Below are 23,392 nucleotides of genomic sequence, written 5' to 3' on the forward strand. Positions count from 1 at the left end.
ATACATAGCGCCCCGTAGCCTTATCTGACGGCCGTCCTACTATACCAGGGAAGTGATATAAATACACTCTAATCCAAGTGCTCCCCATCGATTGAAGCAGGTGATCATACGAAGCAAACAGACCGTCCTCGCTCACATTTTTGTAGTAGAACGGGGGGAGGACCAGCATGCGTTGCACACCGGCGTCCAGTGCATGCTTTGTTAAATCTGCTGTATCTGTCAGAGCGCAACAACCTGTGCCAACGATCAGATGATCAGGATCAACGCCAGCATCCAGGACCGTATCAAGGGCTCGTTTTCTCTCCGACGTACTCAGACTATTCGCCTCCCCTGTCGTCCCCATCAGGACAACGCCCATGGCACCGCGTTCCAAAAGCCATTGCACATGGGCACCTAGACGATCATGGTCTATCCTCAAGTCTTGATCGAATGGAGTAAGGCTGGCCGTCAACACTGAAATTCCTGTGACTTGAGACATCAGAATAGCTAGTTCGTAAGGTCTTGAATGCCGCCCTGCTCTACCGTTTTATTGTGGCTCCGATCAGAGCCATTCTACATGTGCCTCAATTCCCGTACCGAGTACATGAACTCTGGCCTTAAGCTGGTATTTTTCCTCATAGGCCGTTGAAACAGCTTTAGCAACCGATTGTGCGTCCTGGGACCGAGCCAGATTGATTGAACAGCCGCCAAAGCCACCTCCCATCATCCTCGCCCCGAAGACTCCAGCAAGCGATTCCGCGTGCGCGACCAAAAAATCAAGTTCTTCGCAACTCACCTCATAGTCGCTTTTCAGGCTTTGATGTGATGCAGAAAGTATACTTCCCAGCAAGCTCCAATCTGAGCGGACTAAAGCATCGCATGCGTTCCTCACCCGCTCATTCTCATGAAAAACATGCCGGAGGCGCCGCCGCAATACAGATTCTTCCAGACGATTGATATGATGAAGTTGTATCTGGCGCAGTGAGGTGATCTCCAGGTCGGCTGCTTTAATTTGCTGCAGGGCCTTGTGACATTCCGCACGCCGCTCATTGTACTTTGAGTGGGCAAGCTTTCTCTTTACCCGACTGTCAATCACAATGAATTGTGCATCCCGATTCTGAATTGGAATATGCTCCCACTCCAGTTTCCCACAATCCAAAAAAAGTGCATGATCGGTACGGCCAACGCGGGATACAATCTGATCCATGATCCCGCACTGCACTTTCGCGTACTTGTGTTCTACGACCTGACCGATCCGAGCGAGATCAAGCGGATCCATGGGGGTATCGCGGAGCTTTTCCAATGCGAGTCCGGTTGCCATTTCCAGTGCGGCCGAAGAGCTAAGGCCTGCCCCCAAGGGGATGTCCCCCAAAATCAGCAGCTTGACAGGTTCCGGTGGGGGAAGTTCTTTAATCATCCCTGCAACGTACGTTGCCCAGTGCGCGTGCGGCACCTCAGGCCATTCCCCCGGACAATAGGATAGACTCTCCTGATAATTCAGTGATCGAAGTTCGTGGAATCCAGTTGAGCTATGACCCACAGCAACATAAACTGCCCGATCCAGCGTCATCGGCAGTGCTAATCCACCATTATAGTCCGTATGCTCCCCGACAAGATTGACCCGACCGGGCGCACACGCTACAAACAATGGATCTGCACCTCCACGCCATCTCCTAAATGCCTCTCTTACACGCTCTTTGGAATTGAACATATCGAATGCAATCACTGCCGTTGTCTGGAGATCCGATTCATTCAATCTGGACGGCCAGGGATTCTTTTAAGCTTCATCAATATCACCGGCGAACAAATTTGACCGCAATGTCAGCCCCAAGAAATGTGTAACACGGGATGATCCTGTACGAATTTAGTTCTCTCAAAGTACTCATCCTGAGATACAACCACGAAGAATATATTTCTGCCACGCATTCAACGAATTTTGCCTCCAGGACCCCTCAAACACGAAATTTACGCTCAGGTTACGAACCAAGAAGCTTTTTACTAGTTTTCGGTGAGTTTTCCGAAATAAACGGATCTCTCATTGCATTTTCGTCAAGTACTGGTTTCACCTGCAAGCACCAACTTCGCCTGCAGAATTAACCAACCGACAAACATCTGCGAATTTTGATTGACCATAAACTTTAGTAGTATGCTTCCGACTGCATTTTATTCACGCCAATTAGACCTTTGTGAGAGCATGGATTGGACACGCTGGAGCGGATATTATGCTCCCCAATCCTATCAACTGCACCACGAAAATGAGTATCACAGCATCCGCACCGCAGCAGGTTTGATTGACATCTCTCCACTTTTCAAGATTACAATTACGGGCCCGGATAGTTTGACACTCTTGAATCGGATTGTCGTGCGCGATCTTTCTAAACTCAAGGAAAACCGTGTTGCCTACGTAGTGTGGTGTGATCCGGATGGGTTTATTCTTGGGGATGGCGTCGTCATGAGACAGGACACAGACACCTACTTCTTCATGTGCCATGATCCCACTTTCGGTTGGATTCAAAAACACGCCACCCACCTCAATGTGTCTATTAGAGACGAGACGGAGTTACTTGCCGGCTTATCTTTACAGGGGCCCCATTCTGCCAAAATACTCTCCCATGCAGGTGTAAAGGACCTCTGCAGCCTCAAATACTTTGGAGCCATCCATACGAATATCAACGGTACACCAACCTGGATATCACGAAGTGGCTTCACAGGAGATTTAGGCTACGAATTGTGGTTTCCAAACAATCAGGCATTGAACGTTTGGGACACACTCATGGAATCAGGATCTGAGTTTGCTTTACGCGCCGCAGGCCTCAAAGCCCTGGATGTATGCCGGATTGAAGCGGGGCTGTTACAACATGGAGTTGATTTTCAGAATGCATCGCAAGTACTGGTTCGTGCACAGAAATCCACGCCCTATGATTTGGGGCTCGGTTGGATGGTACACTTGGATCGTGACCCTTTTGTTGGACAGGCTGAACTTCGAAACCTCCAGAACTCCCGGTATACGATGGTCGGACTGGACATTGACTGGATTCAGACGCGAGATCTATATGAATCAAGAGGGCTGCCCCCTGCTCTCCCCGTTGAGGCATGGTCCACGTCGGTTCCACTTTATCGGGACCATGCACGCCAGCATCAGGTTGGCTATGCAACCAGTGGAACATGGTCTCCGATACTTAAGAAGTATATTGCACTGGCTACCATTGAGACATCCTACGCATCCGATTCTGTGCGAATTGAACTTGCCGTAGAGCATGCACGCCACTGTGTGGACGCGCATCTCGTAGAACCACGATTTTATGATCCCCCCCACAAGCGAGCACCCGTGGGATGAGTGCCTCCTGGGATGCCGTGATCATAGGGGGAGGTCATAACGGACTGGTCTGTGCGGCCTACCTAGCACGTGCGGGGCGTAAAGTATTGGTCCTTGAACGCCGCGATGTCTTAGGGGGTGCGGCCGTATCTGAAGAAGTCTTTCCCGGGTTCACGTTCTCTGTAGCCTCCTATGTGATCAGTCTGTTCCGCCCGCGTATTATTCGTGAACTGGAGCTGGCGAAATACGGCTATCAGGTGATTCCCATGGATTGTGCATTCCAACCTTTGCACGATCATCACGGACTTGCACGCTGGGGTGATGCAGTCCGAACATATTCAGAGATCAGTCGCTACAGCCGGCGCGATGCCGAAAACTACCATGAATTCAAACGCACTCTAACTCGATTCGGCCGCATCGCCGCCCAGATTATCAATCGCCCGGCTCCTACGGGATTTAGACCTCAGGACCTTCACACACTTACAGGACTGCTGCAATCGGTTCGAGGTCTTGAGCAGCATGAGTTGCAACAACTCGTGCGGTTACTTACACTGAGCGCTGCAGATTTTCTTGATGAATGGTTTGAATCAGAGATCCTAAAGGCTCCCCTCTCTGCGAGCGGAATCATCGGCACCTTCCAGGGAGTACGCTCCCCAGGCACTGCCTATGTCCTTCTACATCACTATATGGGGGAAATTGATGGCGCCTTCCGATCATGGGGCTTTGCCCGAGGAGGAACCGGGAGTGTGAGCCTGGCCTGCGCCAAAGCAGCCCAGGCTCACGGTGCAGTTATTCGCACGAATGCTGAAGTGACCAGTGTGCGTGTCCGAAATAATCGTGCAACTGGCATTATTCTGGCCGATGGCGAAGAAATCAGTGCCCGCAGAATTGTGTCGAACCTTGACCCGAGGCGGACACTGACAGGATTGATGGATCCTGCACATCTGCCGGAGGATGCGGCAGATGCACTTGCCCGTTTCAAGTATCGGGGAAGTAGTGGTAAAGTGAATCTGGCTTTGAATGGCCTCCCGGACTTTACCTGCCGGCCAGGTGTGGGGGATCATCTAAGAGGTGACATTGCGATTGCACCGAGCGTTGATTATCTGGAGCGTGCGTTTGACGAAGCCAAGTATAGCGCGTTTTCATCCCGTCCCTTCATTAACGCGGTGATTCCATCACTTACGGACCCCTCCGTCGCTCCACCAGGCAAGCATGTGATGTCGTGTTTTGTCCAGTACGCCCCCTATGCGTTGGCGGGGGGACCGGAAGCCTGGAACTCACAACGCGAGGCATTCGGACAGGTGGTGCTGGATACGCTCGAGGAATTTGCTCCGGGGCTGCGCGACCGTGTAGAACACATGCAAATCCTGACTCCCCTTGACCTGGAACGTGACTTTGGATTAACCGAAGGTAACATCTTTCATGGAGAACTCAGCCTGAACCAGCTTCTATTCCAACGCCCTGCCTGGGGGTTAGCTGGATACCGAACCCCGATACGGAATCTGTGGATGTGTGGGTCAGGTACACATCCTGGTGGTGGTGTAATGGGAGCCAGTGGCGAACTGGCGGCAAAGGAGCTTTTACGGGAACGGCGCTGATGCAAAAGCCTGACGTAATTATCGTCGGAGCCGGAATCAATGGCTTGGCGGCTGCAGCCGCTCTATCCAAAGCAGGGATGGATACCCTCGTCCTTGAAAAGAGGGATGTCGCCGGTGGACTCTCCGCATATCACACGTTTGGGGGCAGATATCGGATTCCAGGATTCCGCCCCTACCCGGGTGGAACGGTGAACATGCTGAACAAAGCACTAAGAGTGATACTGTCCGAGCCGACTTCCAGTACAACCGCGGGACTCTGGGATCGTGAGCCCTTTGAGGTCGAGAGCCTCCCTGCTCTTGCGGATGCTGGCAATGCATTAAAAACACTACTCGGCGTTCCTCTGAGACACACTTCACTGCGGAATAAAAGTGCCTGGCTGACCACCTTGCTCCAAACGCGGATCAAAGATTTGGCCAGATGGATCCCGCTCAGTTGCGTAGATCTCTTCAATGAGTTCGATCTTCACGAGACGCAGCGCTGTGCTCTGGCTGTTCCCCTGTCTGTGCGCACCTTTGCAGGGCCCCGGTCGCCATTTGGAGCACTCCAACTGTTGCTTCATGCGACGGAAAATATTTCGAATGGGCATGCTTCGCTAGCGGCAGAACTGGAAGCTATTGCACGTTCGAGCGGAGCCGTGCTCCGAACAGGTACTCAGGTCAAACAAATTCGCTCTGACTCCAACGGGGCTCATGTATTGCTGCAGGACGACGCCCCCATCTACGCCAGATTCATTCTGGTGACATGCTCCCCGGCAATGCTTCGTAACCATTTACTGAACCCTGCTTTGGTCAACCAGTGGCCCCCGGTCCGATCTCGTGGCACCTGTGCAGTGCTTGCACTTGCGATGGATGGGCTCCCGGACTGGCTCTCGTCAGCCCGAACGCGTGTGACTCCTGGCTTGGTTGCACAGGAGCAAGCCTTCGATTGTGTCAAATACAATACAATCCCCACACAGCAGACACTCGAAATTGTCACGCAGCAAGAGGACAACACTGTGATCATTTATGCGCTGCAAACCCCTTTCCAGACAAGTGACTCATGGGCCGAACCAGCGCGAGAATTATTGATCGAGCGAATCCTGAATCAACTCCCGGGCTTCGACCGACCGATCCTTGCAAAGCAACTCTGGGTACCGGCGGATATAGCAGATGAATTTGGAGTTCCTGACGGGCATGTTCTCCATTTTGAACGTGACCTGGATCAGTTATTGTTTCCTGCTCCTGATTGCCTTTTCCCTGGCGTATACTGGTCCGGTCATTTTGCCAATCGAGAGCTTGGGCAGATTGGTGCTGCCGGGTTGGGAGCAGCACGTAAAATCATCAATAAAAGAAACCACATGTCTAAACTCTCGTAAAGAATTTTAGTCATGTATCTTTAGTTCTATGGAACGTTTTCTCGTATTCGTACATCTTTCTCTGGCCATCATACTGCTTGGATGCCAGCAAAACGTGCGCTCTCAGGCACAACTGGTTTCGCCGGAGTCTACAGCCACGATCAATGACTCCATCACGCTTAGCCGGCAGACCGCCATCACACGTGCAGTAGAAACGGCGACACCTGCCATTGTCAGCATCAACGTTATTGAATTGCAACAAGTCCGTTACCGGGATCCATTCGCGGATCTTTTTCAGGACCCATTCTTCGGACAGTTTTTTTCCGAACGGCAATCGCGAATCATTGAACGCCGTGTCCAGAACCTCGGGAGTGGCTTCGTAATATCTCCGGATGGTTATATCGTGACCAACCACCATGTAGCTGGGAATGCAACCAAAGTGACTGTATCGCTAACTGATGGACAAACACTGGATGCGGAGTTAATTGGAGCCGATAAGGCAACTGATCTTGCCCTCCTGAAGATTTCTCCAGATCGTCCTTTGGACTATTTACGTTTTTCCGAGTCCCCCGAGCCGATCGTGGGGGAATGGGCAATCGCCTTGGGAAACCCTTTTGGACTCTTTGAGGCAGCGGCCCCCAGTGTGACGGTTGGAGTAGTCAGTGCAGCAAAAAGAGACCTTGGAAGCAAGGATGGACGCATCTACCATGACATGATCCAAACAGATGCTGCAATTAACCGCGGGAACTCCGGTGGCCCACTCATCAATGCTCTCGGTGAAGTGATTGGCGTCAATGCTGCAATCTACAGTGAAAGCGGAGGATCCGTCGGCCTGGGGTTCGCGGTCCCCGCTGCCAGAGCTCAGAGAATTATCAACGAGTTGCGTGAAACTGGCCGGGTTGACCGCTCCTACTATACAGGAATTAGTTTTGTAGCTGTGACCGCACAGATTGCTGAAGCTCTGGACCTGGAAGATACACGGGGAATATTGATTGCTGATGTAGACTCGGGTTCTCCTGCCGAAGAAGCCGGCCTGCTGCCCTATGATCTCATAGTGGGACTTCAGGACGAGTCGATCTCAAACCATGATGACTATGTCGCCCGAATATTTGATTTCAGACCGGGAGATGTGATCACGTATCATGTATTACGTGATAACCGCAAAGTGCAGTTAAGCTTACAAATTGGACGGCGGGAAGGTTGATCAACGCATCTCATATCAATTCCAGCTGTCTGATTCTTGTCTCCTGCATCCTGCTCACAGGATGTCTTCCTTCCTCCTGTAACCGGATTGAATCGCAGACGATATCTCCCGCAGATTCTCTGTCTCGAACCATTGCAGCCGGGATCCCGCCTGATACCCTTGCATCTCCAGATGTGATTCGTGGAGCGGATCTAGAATATCCTCGGACCATACTGTTTGGTAAAGGTAATCGAATTTATGCGAGTGATACGGAAAGCGGGCGCATCTTTGTGTTTGATCTGAACGGAGTTGCTGAGACCTCTTTTTCGTTACCCAACACTACTTTCCCTTACCTTGCCGGATGGAAATCTGACTCTCTCATTGTCTTCGATCCAGAGGCACACCGATTCCATTTTGTAGTGAACAGGACAAGTGTGGACTCCATCGTTGCTGAAAAAGTGCCCCCAAAGTCATTGCAGTATGTCTTGGCAAACGAAGATAAGTTGTACCTCAAGGCCGTTACACGTGACACAACCCACTTCCTTTGGACATTGGACCGAGCCGGAAATCCGATTCAAGAATCCGTTTTGTATGGATCTTCCTGGGAACATGCAGGATTTCTGCGTAACTTTGACGATCAACTTGTCAGTCTGAGTGGATTCTACCCATGGATTTTGATCTGGACAGAGGATTTATCGGACGGCCCCGATACACTGCGATGGAGGGGCTTCGATTCACCGATGCTGCGACGAACCTATGCATTCGATCAGGGACAGGGTCGAGGTGCTCCCCTTATCACCAGTTCAGCCGCGACAGCGGGGGAATTCTGGTTCGTACTGAACCAGCGTGCCGGCTGGCTTCGTGTGGATGTCTATGACCGCTTAGGAATGCTCCAACACATACTCATAGAAGCCGACCCCAGTTACATCAAAAACTTTTACCCGATTGACCTGGCTGCGAAGTTGAACCCAGATGGGACCTATCAACTGGCAGTTGCACTCGTGGCACCGGAACCTTCCATCCGTGTGTATCTATGGACTCCTCCAATACAAACATGAATACCGTGAGCGTTAAGCGTGAAGACATCAAGACACTGGGAGATCTGAGAGCATCTTCTTACAAAGTGGAATCCGTCAAGGATGAACTTCGCCGAAATCTGCTGAAGCGCCTTCATGATGGGAGTGAAGTATTTCCGAGCATTCTCGGATATGACCGTAGCGTGATCCCTCAACTTCAAAACGCGATCTTGAGTCGCCATGATATTCTTCTTCTCGGGTTGCGGGGCCAGGCAAAAAGTCGAATCCTCCGACTGATCCCTCTTCTGCTTGACGAATATATCCCTGTGGTGGCTGGTAGTGAGCTCAACGATAACCCCTTCTCTCCCTTATCAAAGTTTGCATGTGACCGGATCGCCAGCGAGGGTGAAGAAACGCCGATTGCATGGCTTCACCGAAGTGAGCGCTACGCAGAAAAATTGGCAACCCCGGATACATCTATTGCCGACCTGATTGGAGACATCGACCCGATTAAGGCTGCGCATCGGCGACTCACCTATGCGGATGAGGAAGTGATCCATTTCGGAATCATTCCACGTACAAATCGTGGGATTTTCGCCATCAATGAACTCCCTGACCTGCAGGCACGGATTCAGGTCGGCCTGCTCAATATTATGGAAGAGCAGGACATTCAGATTCGCGGATTCAATGTGCGCTTCCCATTGGATCTGATGATGTTGTTCAGTGCCAACCCTGAGGACTATACCAATAGGGGAAACATCATTACCCCGCTCAAAGACCGCATTGATTGTCAGGTACTGACCCATTACCCAAAAGATCTCAATACTGCATTGGCCATCACCGATCAGGAGGCTTGGCAGAATCGTGGTGGTGTTCGAGTGACCATTCCAGAATTTATCCGACAGGTGATTGAAGTTGCGGCGTTCGAAGCCCGCGCTAGTGAATACGTGGATCAAAAATCAGGGGTGTCCGCACGGATGACACGCTCGGCACTTGAGGCAGTGATTGCAAATGCCGAACGCCGGGCAGCTCTTTACGGACAATCACAGATCTGTGTCAGAGTTAGTGACCTCTACTACGTAGAGTCGGCGATTACAGGCAAACTGGAACTTGTGTACGAAGGGGAGCAGGAGGGGCCACAAAAAGTCGCGCGGCTTCTCATTGGGCGAGCTATCCGAAGAGTGTTTGCAGACTATTTCCCTGATCCCAGTCTCAAGGGAAGGGAGACCTATGGCAAGATCTTGGAATGGTTTGCCCAGGGAAATACCTTAACACTTGATCCTGAATTGTCCGACGCGTCATTTAAGAAGTGTCTGCGTGCGGTCTCGGGGTTAGATGAAGTCATTACCGGCCAATTCGGGCCTGCTAAAAAACAGCGCATCTCCGCAAAAGAACGCTGGATTCTTAGGGAATTTGTCCTTGAGGGGCTGCATCAGGCATCTATGCTCGGCAAAGAAGAGCAGACCTATTCCGACATGATGGGAAGTATGCTGGGATCATTGGATCCAAGCGAAGAGGAAGAAGATTTTGAATGACTTTCGTATCTACCAAAATGGCTCAGGTTTTCGACGCAACTATCATTCACTTTGGAACGATACGGCCATCTGGAGTAATCCTTTCATTGTCGCCGGGGGGACGTGTTGGGAAGTTGGAAATTGGAACATTAGGATCCCGATCCTTGGGGACATAATGGGAATGGTTACCGTGAGGAATCTCAGCATATTCGTTTTCCCCAAAAGGATTCAGAACAGTTTGCATTACAAAGAATAACAGGACCGCTCCCACGATCAGCAAGAATACGCGAAACCGGCGTCGTGCAGGTGAGGTCTTTCGCGGATTTTCGGCTGCTTTTCGTGATTCAGATGATACTGCCATCCCCTTTAATCTCCGTGTGTTTCGACTCTAAAAAATAGTACAGTCAGGCAGCTAAGAACGCATCAAGTTCTTCTAAGTTTTTCAGACTCGCTTGGGTTCTGGACCACGTCCCTCATCAAATCTCCCGACGTAGTTTAAACTGGCGTAAGAATAGCCTTATCCCTGACCTCACACAACGATCTCGCCTTTTTCTCGTCTGATCTTACCCTGCGGATAGGAAATTTCAGGAACCCTACGGTGAGATGTACTCATATACTTCGATAGATGGGTTGCCCAGATCAGTATAGTCCATATCTGGTTGTACCACTCGATACAATAATCCAGATTTGGCTTGCTTAAAGAGATAATTAGTACCCAATTCCTCTGTAACAAGGAAACCATCTTTCGTAAATATTTGGTAGCCAAGGCCCTTAGGGCCGGAGTATTGCACCATAATGCTTTGATCATTTAGTTCGAATATCCGACTCGTAAGTGTGCTACTGGCACGTAGGCGACTACTGGCTTTCATTTGTGCCGCAGGATTACCCGAACCATGGCTTGGAATATCCTTGGATACATCCTGAAACCAGGATGTTCGGTGTGAAATCTTTGAATCTATAGTACCGTCTCCAGCAACCTTTAGAACGTGAGGTTCTAGGGCTCCAGCATAAAACGTATGCGTCTCGTCGGCCACAATTCCACCCATTGCCATCCTAGCATTTGCATTGGGGAACTTACTGGCAGGCAATTCAATCTCACGAACCGTTTCCCCGTTGGGAGTCATGAACCTTATGATTGACGCAGTTGGCGTACGGTAAAGACCGACAAGATTGCCTCGGGAATCTGTATCCCAAAATCCCGGTCGGGAGACGAGAGAAAAATCCGAATGAACATTACCCAAACATCCTCCTTCTGCCGTGAAACGGTACCCCCACGGACCAGCATTTCCAAGAAAAATGGATTGATCATCCAGGAAAATTGCATTTACAGGTCGGAATTCAAAGCCCGGATGACATGAGGACGGGTCCAGGACGGCTAGGAGACTGCCGTCTGAGTCAAATAGAAAAGCTTGTCCTCCTGATAGATCAACAACTAATAATCGCCCCTTGGAATCTATATCTAAGCTCCAGATTTGACTGATCAACAAGTCCTCTGTAAGTACCTCTTGCGGGTCGGACAACGTAATTGTTTGTACTTTTCGAAAGTTCTCTGACAGGATATTACCGGATTGGGCACTTGCACTGCCTAAGGCAATCAAGCATCCAAATAAGCAAAGAGATGAATTATGACTGATTCGCCGATTGAACATCGCAAACGCGATCCCCTGAATCCATGAAGCATTCATCGTGAACGAGTCTCTAATGCTCTTTAGATCTACCATTTCTATGACTGAGGGGAGCGCGTATCGGCTAGGGTGTACTCAAACATCTTAAAATTATTCCTGGTTTAATCATTTTGTCAGCTACTGTTCTTGATGCGTGTCCTGGTTATCATTCCTGCATTTAATGAAGCCGAAGCAATCGCCCAAGTGATTCAAGATATCCCTCGTGGACTCGTTACCGAGGTCGTCGTTGTGAATAACGCTTCTACAGACGCAACAGAAAAAAATGCATCCAGGGCAGGAGCAACGGTACTGTACGAATCCCGCCGCGGATATGGCTATGCTTGTCTTCGCGGGCTTGCCTATGCGTCAAGCCGGAATCCAGACGTAATCGTATTTCTTGATGGCGACTATTCGGATCACCCCGATGAGATGTCTGCCCTGATCGCCCCAATTCTAGCAGGAACCCACGATCTCGTGGTCGGCAGCCGCATCAGGGGAGTGAGTGAGCACGGTGCCCTTTTACCACAGGCACGCTGGGGAAATCGACTGGCTTGTCTGCTGATGCGGTTACTCTGGGGGGCTCACTATAGTGATCTGGGGCCCTTCCGGGCCATTCGATATCAGTCCCTCATGAAGTTACATATGCGCGACGCGACCTTCGGCTGGACCATTGAGATGCAAATCAAAGCACATATAGCGGGTTTACGTATCACAGAAATACCGGTCTCCTATCGGAGACGAGTAGGTGTATCCAAAATCACCGGATCCCTGGCAGGAGCCGCAAAGGCATCGGTAAAAATCCTTGGAATTATCTTCCGATTTGCAATCATATCACGTCATCTGCGTAGAAGACTAGCCGCGTAACTGTCTCAGATTGCAACCGCATGTCTTCTTATACGTAAGTGCGCTTTCAAATTCAATTCAGCATGAATTACGATATCTGGTTTAACGGGAAGTTTGTCCCCTACGAAGAGGCAAAAGTTCATGTGCTTGCTCACGTGATTCACTACGGCTCAAGTGTATTTGAAGGCATTCGTGCTTACCAGACCAAAAAAGGTACGGCTGTGTTTCGTCTTCGCGAACACATGCGTCGTTTACTGGATTCGGCCAAGATCTATCGTATGGAGCCTCCTTATGATCTGGAAGCTCTCCAGCAGGCAGCAATTCAAACCGTCTCCCGGAGTAACCTACAGTCCAGTTATATTCGGCCTATTATGTTTCGAGGGCTGGGCCCGATGGGAGTGAGTCCATTGGATAATCCCGTCGAAACCGCCATTGCAGTCTTTGAGTGGGGCCCATACCTTGGAGCGGATGCACTGGAAGAAGGGATTGATGTGCAGGTGGCTTCGTGGAACCGATTTGCTCCGAACACCGTGCCGGCTCTTGCAAAAGCAGGAGGAAACTACATCAATGCCAGCCTAGTCAAGATGGATGCAATGCTCAATGGGTACGAAGAAGGAATTATGTTAACTACCAGTGGCTATCTTGCAGAGGGCAGTGGGGAGAATTTATTCCTTGTTCGCGATGGTGAAATTTTTACGGCACCGACAGCCTTCTCTATCCTGCCTGGAATCACGCGTTCAACGGTGATCCAGTTGGCGAAAGCTGCAGGGATTCCGGTACATGAGGGAAGTATGCCACGCGAGGCGCTCTACGTTGCAGATGAGCTATTCTTTACAGGCACCGCTGCTGAAGTCACTCCCATCCGCTCGGTAGACAAATATGTGATCGGTAACGGAAAACGTGGAGAGATCACTCACAAAATACAGGAAGCATTTTTCGATATCGTTGAGCAAGGAAACGATCCATTCGGCTGGCTCACTCCCGTCTCCAGCTAACCTCAGTCGGTTCTTACCTCAATTTCAGGATGTGATTTGGGGGAATCCAAACACTCCGAAAACAAGCCCCATCACATCCCGCTCAGGAAGATATGAAACAGGGAGGCGGTATCAACTCTACCAGGGAATAATACCTGAACGCCTGTATACTCAAATGTACCCCCTGCTGCTAAACAGATTACCGCTGAGTACTTCGTGCACCTACGCGTGTATCCGCTACAGTATCAACTTGTGCTAAGACGCTTTTAGGGCCAATACCACCCTGGTCTGATCCCATTCGATCACCATATCTATTCCATCCTCACTTCCTTCGAAACGAATCGTGAATGCCTCCCGGATCGAATCCAACTGAGTGGCTGGAACTACAACTCGCAGCACATCCTCTTCTTCATCGTACTGACCTGTGCCATTCTGACCCAGACCGCGGTTCATAATCAACGTCCACTGCGTCTCATCCGGGATACTGAACAGTGAATACGTTCCCGCTGGTAATTCCTGACCACCAACTTGAACATCTCCAGTAAACGTGATTTCTGTGGCCTCATTGGCGGCGGTACGCCAAAGCTCTCCGAATGGAACCAGATCCCCAAATATCTTGCGACCCCGTTTGCGTGGCGAACTGTAGTGCACTTTCACATAAGCATCCCCCAGCTGCGTACGGGCTAATTGGAGTGGACTCAGACGAGGCTCCTCGGCAGGGATATGATCCGTGTTCCAGTCATCCTCATACAGACTTTCATCAATTGCTGGAATAATCCGAAGTGCATTCTTGTAGTACACCTTACGCAAAACCTCATCGGGTAAATCCAACCCGTACATCGTCCACCAAGCATGACGTTTCCGATAATAGGGGAAGAATTCATCAGCGGTTTCAAAGAGACGGATATAGGTATGATATTCGGCGGCGTTCCAGGAATCCTTGCCCATTAGTACACGATCCTGGTAATCGATCATCCACTGCCGTGCAGTATGCGGCTGACGGCCGAGCTCTGCGACCACAGCTCCCAATTCCGTATAGACATTGGGAAACTCGTCCAAATGCTCTCCCAGTCGCTGCAAATCATTTCCCAACCAACCAAGATGTGCGTTGAGGAAGATCGTCTCGGGATGTTTTCTGAACACATTCCACTGCTCTTGGATCAACACATCCCAAGATGGGTCCGGCTCCCGCTTTCGTCCCGGGCGCTCCTTCAACTCAAACCAGCGCTCGTTGAATCGGTCGTGGGGGAGCCAGAATTGTGATGGGTCCGCAGTATGAATCAGAACCGGAATACCTAATTCCCCACACTTTGCCCAGATTGGATCCAGTCGTGGATCATCCGTTTTTAGCCGGACTCCGCTCGAATCAAAGACCGACATCCCCAGATTTTTGAATATTTTTAGCCCTGCAGCACCATTCTTTACATCCATCTCCAGTTGTGCTGCAGCAGCCTCTCCGAATCCAGCCTCATCAATTCTCGAAAAATCAATGTTGGCAAAATGCACAAATCTGCCGGGTGCATGTAAATCCGTGTTTTTAACCTTTTGCAATAGATCCTGACCGCTGCCCCCACTTAAATTGACCATCGTCACCAAGTTCAAGTCATCCATTGCCGCAACCAATTCACCTATTTCTTCCTTGGATGCTGTGCCAATCCGCCATTGATGCCCGTGTGCATCAACAAAACGATATTTTGCTTTCGTTAGTAGATTTTCTTCAACCACAAGCGTAGAAACGGGGGCATAGTCTTCCCATTGAAGGGTTTGCCCCTCGGCCTGAAATACAATGAATGTCAGGCCAAGAATAATCAGAAGTCGGTGTGTCATGACGATTGATCGAATGCAATAGTGAGTTGAGAGACGTCAGAATATACGCCAGTATAGTACTTTATTCATACAACCGTTAAACTCTTTTTCTGTTGACTATACCCATGTCGGTTCCGCTTTCCCAGCGCACATTTGAGCTATCTGCTTCGTTCGTGCCGTTTGGAGATCAACCAGGTGCGATCAAGGCCCTTACAGAAGGGTTGGTTCAAGGAAAAGAGCATCAGACGCTTCTTGGAGTGACGGGATCCGGGAAAACATTCACAATCAGCAACGTGATCCAGAATATCGGAAGGCCAACCCTGGTTATGAGCCATAACAAAACGCTGGCCGCTCAGCTCTACGCCGAGTTTCGGCAATTTTTCCCGAATAATGCTGTTGAATTCTTTATATCCTACTATGATTACTATCAACCCGAAGCCTATATCGTTCACTCCGATACCTATATAGAAAAAGATCTGTCCATTAATGATCGAATTGATCGACTTCGGTTGAGGGCAACCAGTGCTTTGGTATCCGGACGGTCAGATGTGATTGTAGTGGCAAGTGTTTCCTGTATTTACGGCTTAGGCTCCCCCAAAGAGTATCAATCCCAAATTGTCCAACTCGTACCCGGCCAGAAAATAGAACGTGGGGACCTATTGCTGCAGTTGATTGGAATTTTCTATAAACGCAATGACATGGAGCTCCAACCTGGGACATTCAGGGTACGCGGAGATACTGTAGATATTTACCCCACTTATGCGGAAGATATCGCATACCGTGTTCTCTTCTGGGGAGATGAGATTGAACAGATCACCATGATCCATCCACTCACAGGAGAGACTCTCGAACAGGAACACGCGGCACTGACCATCTATCCCGCCCGGATTTTCGTGACACCGAAGGAACAGATTGATCGTGCAGTTGCTGCCATTGAAGACGAGCTGCAATGGCGCCTGGCAGTGCTCCGGCAAAGAAATCAAATGTTGGAAGCCCAGCGCTTGGAGCAACGTACACTTTTTGATCTTGAGATGATCCGTGAACTGGGCTATTGCTCAGGGATTGAGAATTATAGCCGTCATATGACCGGATTGCCCGAGGGGCAGCGTCCATATTGCCTCATGGATTACTTCCCGGATGATTTCCTTCTTGTGGTTGACGAGAGCCATACAACAATTCCGCAAGTACGGGCAATGTACAACGGCGATCGAGCCCGCAAACTCACACTGGTTGAGCATGGCTTTCGTCTGCCCTCTGCGCTGGACAATCGACCAATGACGTTTGAAGAGTATGAAGAGCGGCAACACCAAACGATCTTCATGAGTGCAACCCCGGGAGACTACGAACTCATCAAATCAGAGGGAGAATTTGTTGAGCAAGTTATTCGTCCTACCGGCATCCCTGATCCGCCTGTCTTGATCCGACCCAGTGAACATCAAATTGATGACCTTCTGGAAGAGATTCGTAGTGTGAACCGACGCGGTGAACGAACCTTGGTTACGACACTGACAAAACGCATGGCAGAAGATTTGACGGACTATCTGGAATCATTTGGGATCCAATGCCGCTATCTCCACTCAGACATTGATGCGCTCACAAGGGTTGAGTTATTGCGGGATCTTCGACTTGGCGCATACGATGTACTGGTGGGGGTGAACCTGCTTCGAGAAGGACTTGATCTCCCGGAAGTATCTCTCGTAGCGATCATAGATGCTGATAAAGAAGGCTTCCTCCGAAGTGACCGTGCGCTCATACAGACAGCTGGACGTGCCGCACGCAACATCAATAGCAAGATCATACTGTATGCAGATAAAGTCACCGGAAGTATGCAACGAATGCTTGATGAGACCAACCGCCGCCGAACAAAACAGCTGGCCTATAATGAAAAACATGGAATCGTCCCCCAGACGGTGCACAAAGACCGCCGTGATGTGCTGCGTGGAACCGTGGTCGCTGAGGAGCGCGAGCCTGGAGGACAAACACCACTCATCCACCCCGAAAAAGCCCCTGAAATACCACGGGAGCTGAATGATCCCTTGATTAAAATGCTCACCGAAGCGGAGAAGCGAGATCTGATTAAGCAAATGAATGTGGAAATGCTTGAAGCTGCCGAGAAAATGGAGTTTGAGAAGGCCGCAGCACTCCGAGATACGATCGCCCGCACTGAGGCTCTTCTCAAAGATGGAACATAGCCGAAGCAGAATGATTAGAGCGGGGCTATTGTGTATACCTGATACGAGATCGATCAATGAAAAAGGGAATCCATCCAGACTACAGCCCGATCAAGGTGCGCCTCGCCGATGGGACCGAGTTTGAAACGCGGTCAACGATGCCGTCCGAGCAGTATGTGTCCGACGTTGACAGTACAAATCATCCATTTTATACGGGACGTCGGCAATACGTAGACACCGCAGGTCGCGTCGAAAAATTTCATCGTAGGTACGGCAAAAAAAGTGCCAGCAAATAATAGCTTTTGCGTATTTGAATGTCTTAGGGGGCGGACCGTGATCTGGTTCGCCTTTCGTGTTTCGTACAGTCATGGATGCAATCCAGATCATTAAGAAGAAGCGTGAGGGCTCAGAGCTTTCATCCGCCGAGATTCAGTATCTGATTGAAGGATATACCGCAGGGCGTATCCCTGATTACCAGATGGCAGCGTTTCTGATGGCTGCACAACTGCGTGGCATGGCCCTGAATGAGACGATCACACTGACCCAGTGCATGCTGAATTCTGGGAGGATCCTAGACTTCTCTGCCATTTCCACTCCCGTAGTTGATAAGCATTCAACGGGCGGAGTTGGAGATAAAATTTCACTCGTGCTCACTCCCATTGTCGGGGCGTGCGGGGTTCGTGTACCCATGATCTCAGGCCGAGCTCTAGGACATACTGGAGGAACACTTGATAAGTTGGAATCTATCCCCGGGTTTCGTACGAACCTGCAAATCCATGATATCTACCGCCAGATCCGTGAGCTTGGCGTAGCAATGATTGGAGCAACCAAGGAAATCGCGCCGGCTGACCGCCAGCTGTATGCCCTGCGGGATGTGACTGCGAGTGTCGACTTTATCCCCTTCATTACCGCCTCAATCCTAAGTAAGAAACTGGCAGAAGGCATCGATGGATTGGTGCTTGATGTGAAACTCGGTCGCGGCGCTTTTATGAGAAAGAACGAAGAGGCACGAGAGCTTGCTGAGACCCTGGTAAACGTTGGAGAACACTTTGGGATGAGTACGATTGCTTGGCTCACCAATATGAACATTCCCCTAGGGCAGGCCATCGGGAATTGGCTTGAGGTTGAAGAATCCATCAACTGCCTACGTGGGGAAGGTCCCGAAGATGTACTTGAGTTATCGCTGAAGCTGAGCGGTGAAATGATTGCGCTCGCGGATTTGGCTGGGTCACCTGGAGAAGGTGAGGAAATGGCACAGGCTGCAGTGCAATCCGGCCACGCACTGAATTTTCTGGCGAAGATTGTCGAGGCCCAGGGTGGAGACCCTGCTGTCATTCATGATCCTGCGCTTCGTATGCGTACCTTGGAGCCTCAGACCGTCACGGTCCCGCTGGATATCAGTGGATACGTGAGTGACGTGGATGCTTTCACGCTTGCCGAAATCGGGAACAGCCTTGGAGTCGGAAGACTGGTGATCGATGACAAAATTGATCCTGAAGCTGGGATCGTATTACACCTGCGTCCAGGCGAAAGAGCCACACCCGGTCAACCGCTGGCAAGCTTCTATACTCGAAAGACTGATCAACCTGAGCAGGTTGCACACAGTATCTTTGACGCCTTTACGTTCTCGAAAAAACCCGTTGATAAACCAAACATTCTTATTGACCGCCTCACTTTTGAAGGATGGGCATCTGATTCGCGAGAACATAATTTAATCTCGCAGAGTTAGGTATCTTACAGTTCAGCTAATCCCCTTTTTAACATGTCTCTCTGGACCCGATTCAAACGTGCAATTCGATCAATTTTTGGGGGCGCTATCTCTTCCCTGGAAAACCCCAAGCTAATTCTGGAGCAGAATATCCGGGAACTGAATGATCAGGTTCCGAAAATGAACGAGAACATTGCGACCGTAAAGGCCAATGTAATCCTCCTGCAAAAAGAACTCAAACGTGTCCAGTCCGAAGTGCACACATTGAGGTCAAAGATCCAGTCCGCAATCCAAGGTGGACGTGACGACCTTGCACAGCAACATGCAGTTCGATTTGAAACTGCCCAGGCAAATCTAGTAAAAACCCAGGAACAGCTTGCTCATGCAACTGCGGCCTATGATAAAGCGCAACAGGTTAAAAAAGCTTTCATGCGTGAGCGCCAGAGGAAGATTGATGCTGCTCAAGAGGCCCTGCGTGCAAGCGAGCGTGCAAAATGGCAAGCAAATGTTGCCGATGCACTTGAGAAATTCGAAGTAGGCGGGATTGATCAGACGCACGATGAAATGATCCAACGCTTGGATCAGGAAACGGCCAAAAATGAAGCACGTATTGAAGTTGCCATGGATTCCGTGGATCTGCAGGCAATCCGCTTGGATGAAGAGGCTGAAGATTTGCGAGCTGCCGAACTGGTGAACCAGATGAAACGTGAAATGGGGCTGCTCTCTGAACCAACAACGGATCCTGAACGTATTGATGTAGAGAGCCCTGAGGAAAAGACCATGGGGCGTACACGCAACCGGGAATCGTAGCGATGCCTGAAGAGGAACGCGCACGTCTTAAAGAACAATATATCAAGGAGCTTCGAGAGCGTAAGCAGATCCGTCGTACGATTGAGTCCGCCAAGAAAACACAGGCAATCAACAGTGCTCTGGGTGCGATGGTGGACACTCTGGCTAGCGCGGGAGATACTGCAGACGAATTTACGGCACGACTGGATGCTGAGACAGCTTTGAATGAGGCCCGTCTCGAAGTTGCATTAGAAGACGAACTGTCAAAAGAGAAAACGTCGGCTGCTGATTTGGATGCGGCCGCTCAAACCTCCGATCCTCCCACCAAGACCATTGGTCCCAGATTAAAGGCTGATACTCCCGACAAAGACGCATGAAAGAGGGAGAGATCAACTATACCCGCGAGACCTTCCTGCATCCGTGGAATTTATCCTTCCTTACCATTGGGGCGGGGGCTGCACTCGCACTCAGTACTATTGGAGGACCAGTAGGAGATACGCTCTTTCAATCCATATTGACCGCAATCATTGCCTTTGAACTATTGATCTTGGGTTATATGCCCCGTCACAAACGGTTTCGGAACCTTATCCGTGCCAAATATGCAGCAATTGCTGCTAAACCTCCTTCTCAGCGTGAGATGTATCGGCAGCTCAGCCGGGTAAATCAGCGTCGTTACATTCGGTTAAAAGATCTGGAAAAAGAATTGCAGGCGAATTACCGCAAATTTAGTTTCGCATCTCAGGGGATCCTGGAGAGTCATACCGGCAAAATCGAAGGACTCATGACTTCCTGCCTGAAACTCATGTTTCAGCAGGAACGGTACACCTCTTTTGGTCAACACAAACGTGAACAGGAGCTTACCACGGCAATTGCTGCCGTTGAATTAGAGTTGGAAAATGCCTCTGAACCCATTCGCAACATCAAACTTCGGCGACTGAGGGTGTTGGAACAGCGCAAAGAACGCTTCAAACAGACCCAGGAGCAACTGGAAATGATTGAAGCGCAGGTCGCTACAATTGAAGATGTCGTGAAGTACATTCACGAACAGTCGCTAACCCTGAATAACCCTGAGGAAATCACCTACCAGCTCGACCTTCTTCTCTCCGAGGTTGAGGAAACCGAAGCATCTGTTTCTCAAATTGAATCTGTATTTGGACCAGAGGAAAGTGAGAATGACTGGGAGGCTCCGGCACTGCAGTCCAGATCCCGTACCTGATCGCCTGCTTCACGCATGGCCTTGTCTGTAATAATTAGTACTCTCTTTTTGAGTGCGTTCTTCTCTGGCACAGAAATCGCATTCGTCGCCGCGAACCGCCTACGCGTCGAAATGCGTGCACGGCGCCGCGGTGTTCTCGGGCATCTGGTCACTTTTTTCTTCGAATCACCTACACGACTACTGACGACCACTTTGGTCGGCAATAATATCGCACTGGTCATCTTTTCCACCGCCATGGCACTCGTTCTGGCCGAACCACTATCCCGCTATGTGACCGGTGAGAGCCCGCAGTTGATTGTTCAGACACTCATCGCTGCGATTGTGGTGCTGCTGATTGGCGAGATACTACCCAAAACTATCATGCGGGAGACTGCAAATCGAGCGGTCTTTTTTCTCGCGATCCCGCTTGTCGCAACCTATATCGTACTGCTACCTCTCATCCTCCTGGTTGGCTGGACATCACAGCTACTTGTCAAGGGACTCGGTGGTGCATCTGATCAGCTTACCCGTTTTTCCCGCCGCTCGTTCGAAAAAATGATCGAGGAGAATGTGGAGCGCGGATCTCTTGACCTTGACGCCGAGGAAACAGAGATGCTTACCAATGTTTTTGGGCTGCACGCAAAACGCGCGAAAGTATGCATGACACCGCGTACGGAGATCATATCTATTTCGGAAGACACTTCTCTCGAAGATTTTCGGCAAATCTGCATTGAGAGCGGGTATTCCAAAATACCAGTCTACCGGGAAAACATTGATACGATTGTGGGCATTGCCTTTGCCTACGATTTATTTGATAGCCCCAAGACTTTACACGAGGTCGTGCGCCCTGCCCGATTCGTTCCAGAATCGAAGCCTGCCAAAGAGCTTCTTCGAGAATTCAGGGACAGTCACCGATCTATCGTGATTGTCATTGATGAGTACGGTGGAACTGCCGGCTTGATCACACGCGAAGACCTTCTGGAAGAGCTCTTCGGTGATATTCAGGATGAGTTTGATACGGAGAAGATAACCATGAGCGAAACAGCACCCCGTACTTACAGATTCAGCGGAAAAGCCGAAATTGATGAAATCAATGAACGCTTTGATATAGCAATCCCCACGGGAGATTTTGAAACTATCGCCGGGTTTATTCTTGATCACAGCGGCGCAATTCCCTCCCCGAACGACCGCTTGATCGTTGGTACCTTCCGAATCGAAATTCTTAAAGCCTCACGAAATCGGATCGAGCTCGTCCAGCTCTCCCTTATCGATTAGGATGATGGGGGCTTGCCCTCACCGGTAGACTCCGCATCTCCACCAATTGCCGAGCGCATATCTGTATCTGCCTCAATATTGCGCAGATTATAATAATCCATCACCCCCAATTGGCCTTTGCGGAACGCCTCTGCAATTGCTTCAGGAACCATTGCCTCGGCTTCTACAACACGAGCACGAGCTTCCTGTACACGGGCGATCATCTCCTGCTCAAGCGCGACGGCGGCGGCACGCCGCTCCTCCGCCTTGGCCCGCGCAACCTGCAGATCTGCCTCCGCCTGATCCGTCTGCAGCTTCGCACCAATATTCTCGCCAACATCTACATCCGCAATATCAATGGAAAGGATCTCAAATGCAGTCCCCGAATCTAGTCCCTTCGCTAGTACAGTCTTGGAGATAATGTCAGGGTTTTCTAGCACAGCAGCGTGCGAGTCAGATGACCCGATGGTGGATACAATGCCCTCCCCTACCCGAGCAATGATGGTTTCCTCACCCGCTCCTCCCACGAGCCGCTCAATATTGGCACGCACAGTCACACGCGCAATGGCACGAAGTTGGATCCCATCTTTCGCGATTGCGGAAATGGGTGGGGTTTCAATGACCTTCGGGTTCACGGAAACCTGAACCGCCTCAAATACATCCCGCCCTGCAAGATCTATCGCCGTTGCACGCTCAAACGGCAGGTCAATGTCTGCTTTGTCTGCCGAAATCAGCGCATTGATGACCTGTTGGACATTACCTCCCGCCAAGAAGTGTGCCTCCAGTTTTGGAGTTTCAGAGGGAATCCCAGCCTTGTGCGCCGTGATGAGCGGCTTTACAATCCGATCCGGTGGGACCCGCCGGAGTCGCATTCCGACCAAATCGCGGAAAAGTTTCAGATGAACACCTGAGAAGATTGCCGTGATCCAGAGTCGTACCGGAACGAAGTACAACAACAGGATAGCACCAAAAAGGATCAGCAGAATAATGAAAAAACTGCCAAAGTTCAATAAATTCTCCATTTGTTTCGTCTACAGGTTTTTTTTCT

At 50.2% G+C, this 23,392-nt stretch carries 21 protein-coding genes; 15 read left to right on the forward strand and 6 right to left on the reverse strand.

Annotated features, from left to right (window positions below):
- Window positions 1–478: dihydrodipicolinate synthase family protein (locus tag F4Y64_09780; protein MXX97887.1), on the reverse strand; the 478-nt coding region annotated here is incomplete at its 3' end.
- A gap of 63 nt (window positions 479–541) precedes the next feature.
- A complete protein-coding gene (galK, locus tag F4Y64_09785) occupies window positions 542–1,735 on the reverse strand; it encodes a galactokinase (GenBank protein MXX97888.1) in 1,194 nt (397 codons plus the stop codon).
- A 390-nt stretch (window positions 1,736–2,125) separates the two neighbouring features.
- Here galK and F4Y64_09790 point away from each other — a divergent pair, with 390 nt between their 5' ends.
- The 6 genes from F4Y64_09790 to F4Y64_09815 are packed head-to-tail and all read left to right on the forward strand — an operon-like array spanning window position 2,126 to window position 9,961.
- Window positions 2,126–3,316, forward strand: coding sequence for an aminomethyl transferase family protein (locus F4Y64_09790; protein MXX97889.1), 1,191 nt, complete (start codon window positions 2,126–2,128; stop codon window positions 3,314–3,316).
- On the forward strand, window positions 3,313–4,893 hold the full coding sequence (locus tag F4Y64_09795) for an NAD(P)/FAD-dependent oxidoreductase (protein MXX97890.1): 1,581 nt from the start codon (window positions 3,313–3,315) through the stop codon (window positions 4,891–4,893). The genes F4Y64_09790 and F4Y64_09795 overlap by 4 nt, the downstream gene beginning before the upstream one ends.
- A complete protein-coding gene (locus F4Y64_09800) occupies window positions 4,893–6,248 on the forward strand; it encodes an FAD-dependent oxidoreductase (protein ID MXX97891.1) in 1,356 nt (451 codons plus the stop codon). The genes F4Y64_09795 and F4Y64_09800 overlap by 1 nt, the downstream gene beginning before the upstream one ends.
- 28 nt (window positions 6,249–6,276) lie before the next feature.
- Window positions 6,277–7,431, forward strand: coding sequence for a trypsin-like serine protease (locus F4Y64_09805; protein ID MXX97892.1), 1,155 nt, complete (start codon window positions 6,277–6,279; stop codon window positions 7,429–7,431).
- Entirely contained in the window at window positions 7,428–8,468 is a 1,041-nt protein-coding gene (locus F4Y64_09810; protein MXX97893.1) for a hypothetical protein, read from the forward strand. Before F4Y64_09805 ends, F4Y64_09810 begins: the two co-directional genes overlap by 4 nt.
- Window positions 8,465–9,961, forward strand: coding sequence for a magnesium chelatase (locus tag F4Y64_09815; protein ID MXX97894.1), 1,497 nt, complete (start codon window positions 8,465–8,467; stop codon window positions 9,959–9,961). Before F4Y64_09810 ends, F4Y64_09815 begins: the two co-directional genes overlap by 4 nt.
- A gap of 46 nt (window positions 9,962–10,007) precedes the next feature.
- Here F4Y64_09815 and F4Y64_09820 read toward each other — a convergent pair whose 3' ends face one another.
- Window positions 10,008–10,301: a hypothetical protein gene (locus tag F4Y64_09820; GenBank protein ID MXX97895.1), complete on the reverse strand. Its 294-nt coding sequence runs from the start codon at window positions 10,299–10,301 to the stop codon at window positions 10,008–10,010.
- A gap of 232 nt (window positions 10,302–10,533) precedes the next feature.
- A complete protein-coding gene (locus F4Y64_09825; GenBank protein ID MXX97896.1) occupies window positions 10,534–11,661 on the reverse strand; it encodes a hypothetical protein in 1,128 nt (375 codons plus the stop codon).
- Between the two features lie 93 nt (window positions 11,662–11,754).
- Here F4Y64_09825 and F4Y64_09830 point away from each other — a divergent pair, with 93 nt between their 5' ends.
- Together F4Y64_09830 and F4Y64_09835 are read left to right on the forward strand one after the other, a co-directional pair.
- Entirely contained in the window at window positions 11,755–12,468 is a 714-nt protein-coding gene (locus F4Y64_09830) for a glycosyltransferase family 2 protein (GenBank protein MXX97897.1), read from the forward strand.
- Window positions 12,469–12,530: 62 nt separating this feature from the next.
- The gene (locus F4Y64_09835) at window positions 12,531–13,442 is read left to right on the forward strand and encodes a branched-chain amino acid transaminase (protein MXX97898.1); all 912 of its coding nucleotides are present in this window, start codon (window positions 12,531–12,533) and stop codon (window positions 13,440–13,442) included.
- Window positions 13,443–13,676: 234 nt separating this feature from the next.
- On the opposite strand, the gene F4Y64_09840 is transcribed toward F4Y64_09835, so the two are convergent.
- Window positions 13,677–15,248 (reverse strand): DUF2911 domain-containing protein, encoded by a 1,572-nt coding sequence (locus F4Y64_09840; protein ID MXX97899.1) that lies wholly within the window; start codon window positions 15,246–15,248, stop codon window positions 13,677–13,679.
- A gap of 104 nt (window positions 15,249–15,352) precedes the next feature.
- Between F4Y64_09840 and uvrB the strand changes: the two genes are divergently transcribed.
- The 7 genes from uvrB to F4Y64_09875 all read left to right on the forward strand — a co-directional run bounded on the left by uvrB (window position 15,353) and on the right by F4Y64_09875 (window position 22,365).
- Window positions 15,353–17,419 (forward strand): excinuclease ABC subunit UvrB, encoded by a 2,067-nt coding sequence (gene uvrB / locus F4Y64_09845; protein ID MXX97900.1) that lies wholly within the window; start codon window positions 15,353–15,355, stop codon window positions 17,417–17,419.
- A 56-nt stretch (window positions 17,420–17,475) separates the two neighbouring features.
- Window positions 17,476–17,694 carry a 50S ribosomal protein L31 gene (gene rpmE, locus F4Y64_09850; protein ID MXX97901.1) on the forward strand — a complete coding sequence of 73 codons (219 nt, stop codon included), beginning with the start codon at window positions 17,476–17,478 and terminating at the stop codon, window positions 17,692–17,694.
- Between the two features lie 71 nt (window positions 17,695–17,765).
- Window positions 17,766–19,127 carry a thymidine phosphorylase gene (locus F4Y64_09855; GenBank protein ID MXX97902.1) on the forward strand — a complete coding sequence of 454 codons (1,362 nt, stop codon included), beginning with the start codon at window positions 17,766–17,768 and terminating at the stop codon, window positions 19,125–19,127.
- A 33-nt stretch (window positions 19,128–19,160) separates the two neighbouring features.
- A complete protein-coding gene (locus F4Y64_09860) occupies window positions 19,161–19,916 on the forward strand; it encodes a PspA/IM30 family protein (GenBank protein MXX97903.1) in 756 nt (251 codons plus the stop codon).
- Window positions 19,917–19,918: 2 nt separating this feature from the next.
- Window positions 19,919–20,272: a hypothetical protein gene (locus tag F4Y64_09865; protein ID MXX97904.1), complete on the forward strand. Its 354-nt coding sequence runs from the start codon at window positions 19,919–19,921 to the stop codon at window positions 20,270–20,272.
- On the forward strand, window positions 20,269–21,111 hold the full coding sequence (locus F4Y64_09870; GenBank protein MXX97905.1) for a hypothetical protein: 843 nt from the start codon (window positions 20,269–20,271) through the stop codon (window positions 21,109–21,111). The genes F4Y64_09865 and F4Y64_09870 overlap by 4 nt, the downstream gene beginning before the upstream one ends.
- A gap of 15 nt (window positions 21,112–21,126) precedes the next feature.
- A complete protein-coding gene (locus F4Y64_09875; protein MXX97906.1) occupies window positions 21,127–22,365 on the forward strand; it encodes an HlyC/CorC family transporter in 1,239 nt (412 codons plus the stop codon).
- Here the strand turns inward: F4Y64_09875 and floA are convergent.
- Window positions 22,362–23,366, reverse strand: coding sequence for a flotillin-like protein FloA (gene floA / locus F4Y64_09880; protein ID MXX97907.1), 1,005 nt, complete (start codon window positions 23,364–23,366; stop codon window positions 22,362–22,364). The genes F4Y64_09875 and floA overlap by 4 nt on opposite strands.
- Window positions 23,367–23,392 lie beyond the last annotated feature (26 nt).

This window comes from Rhodothermaceae bacterium (assembly GCA_009838195.1).
GTDB lineage: Bacteria > Bacteroidota > Rhodothermia > Rhodothermales > Bin80 > Bin80.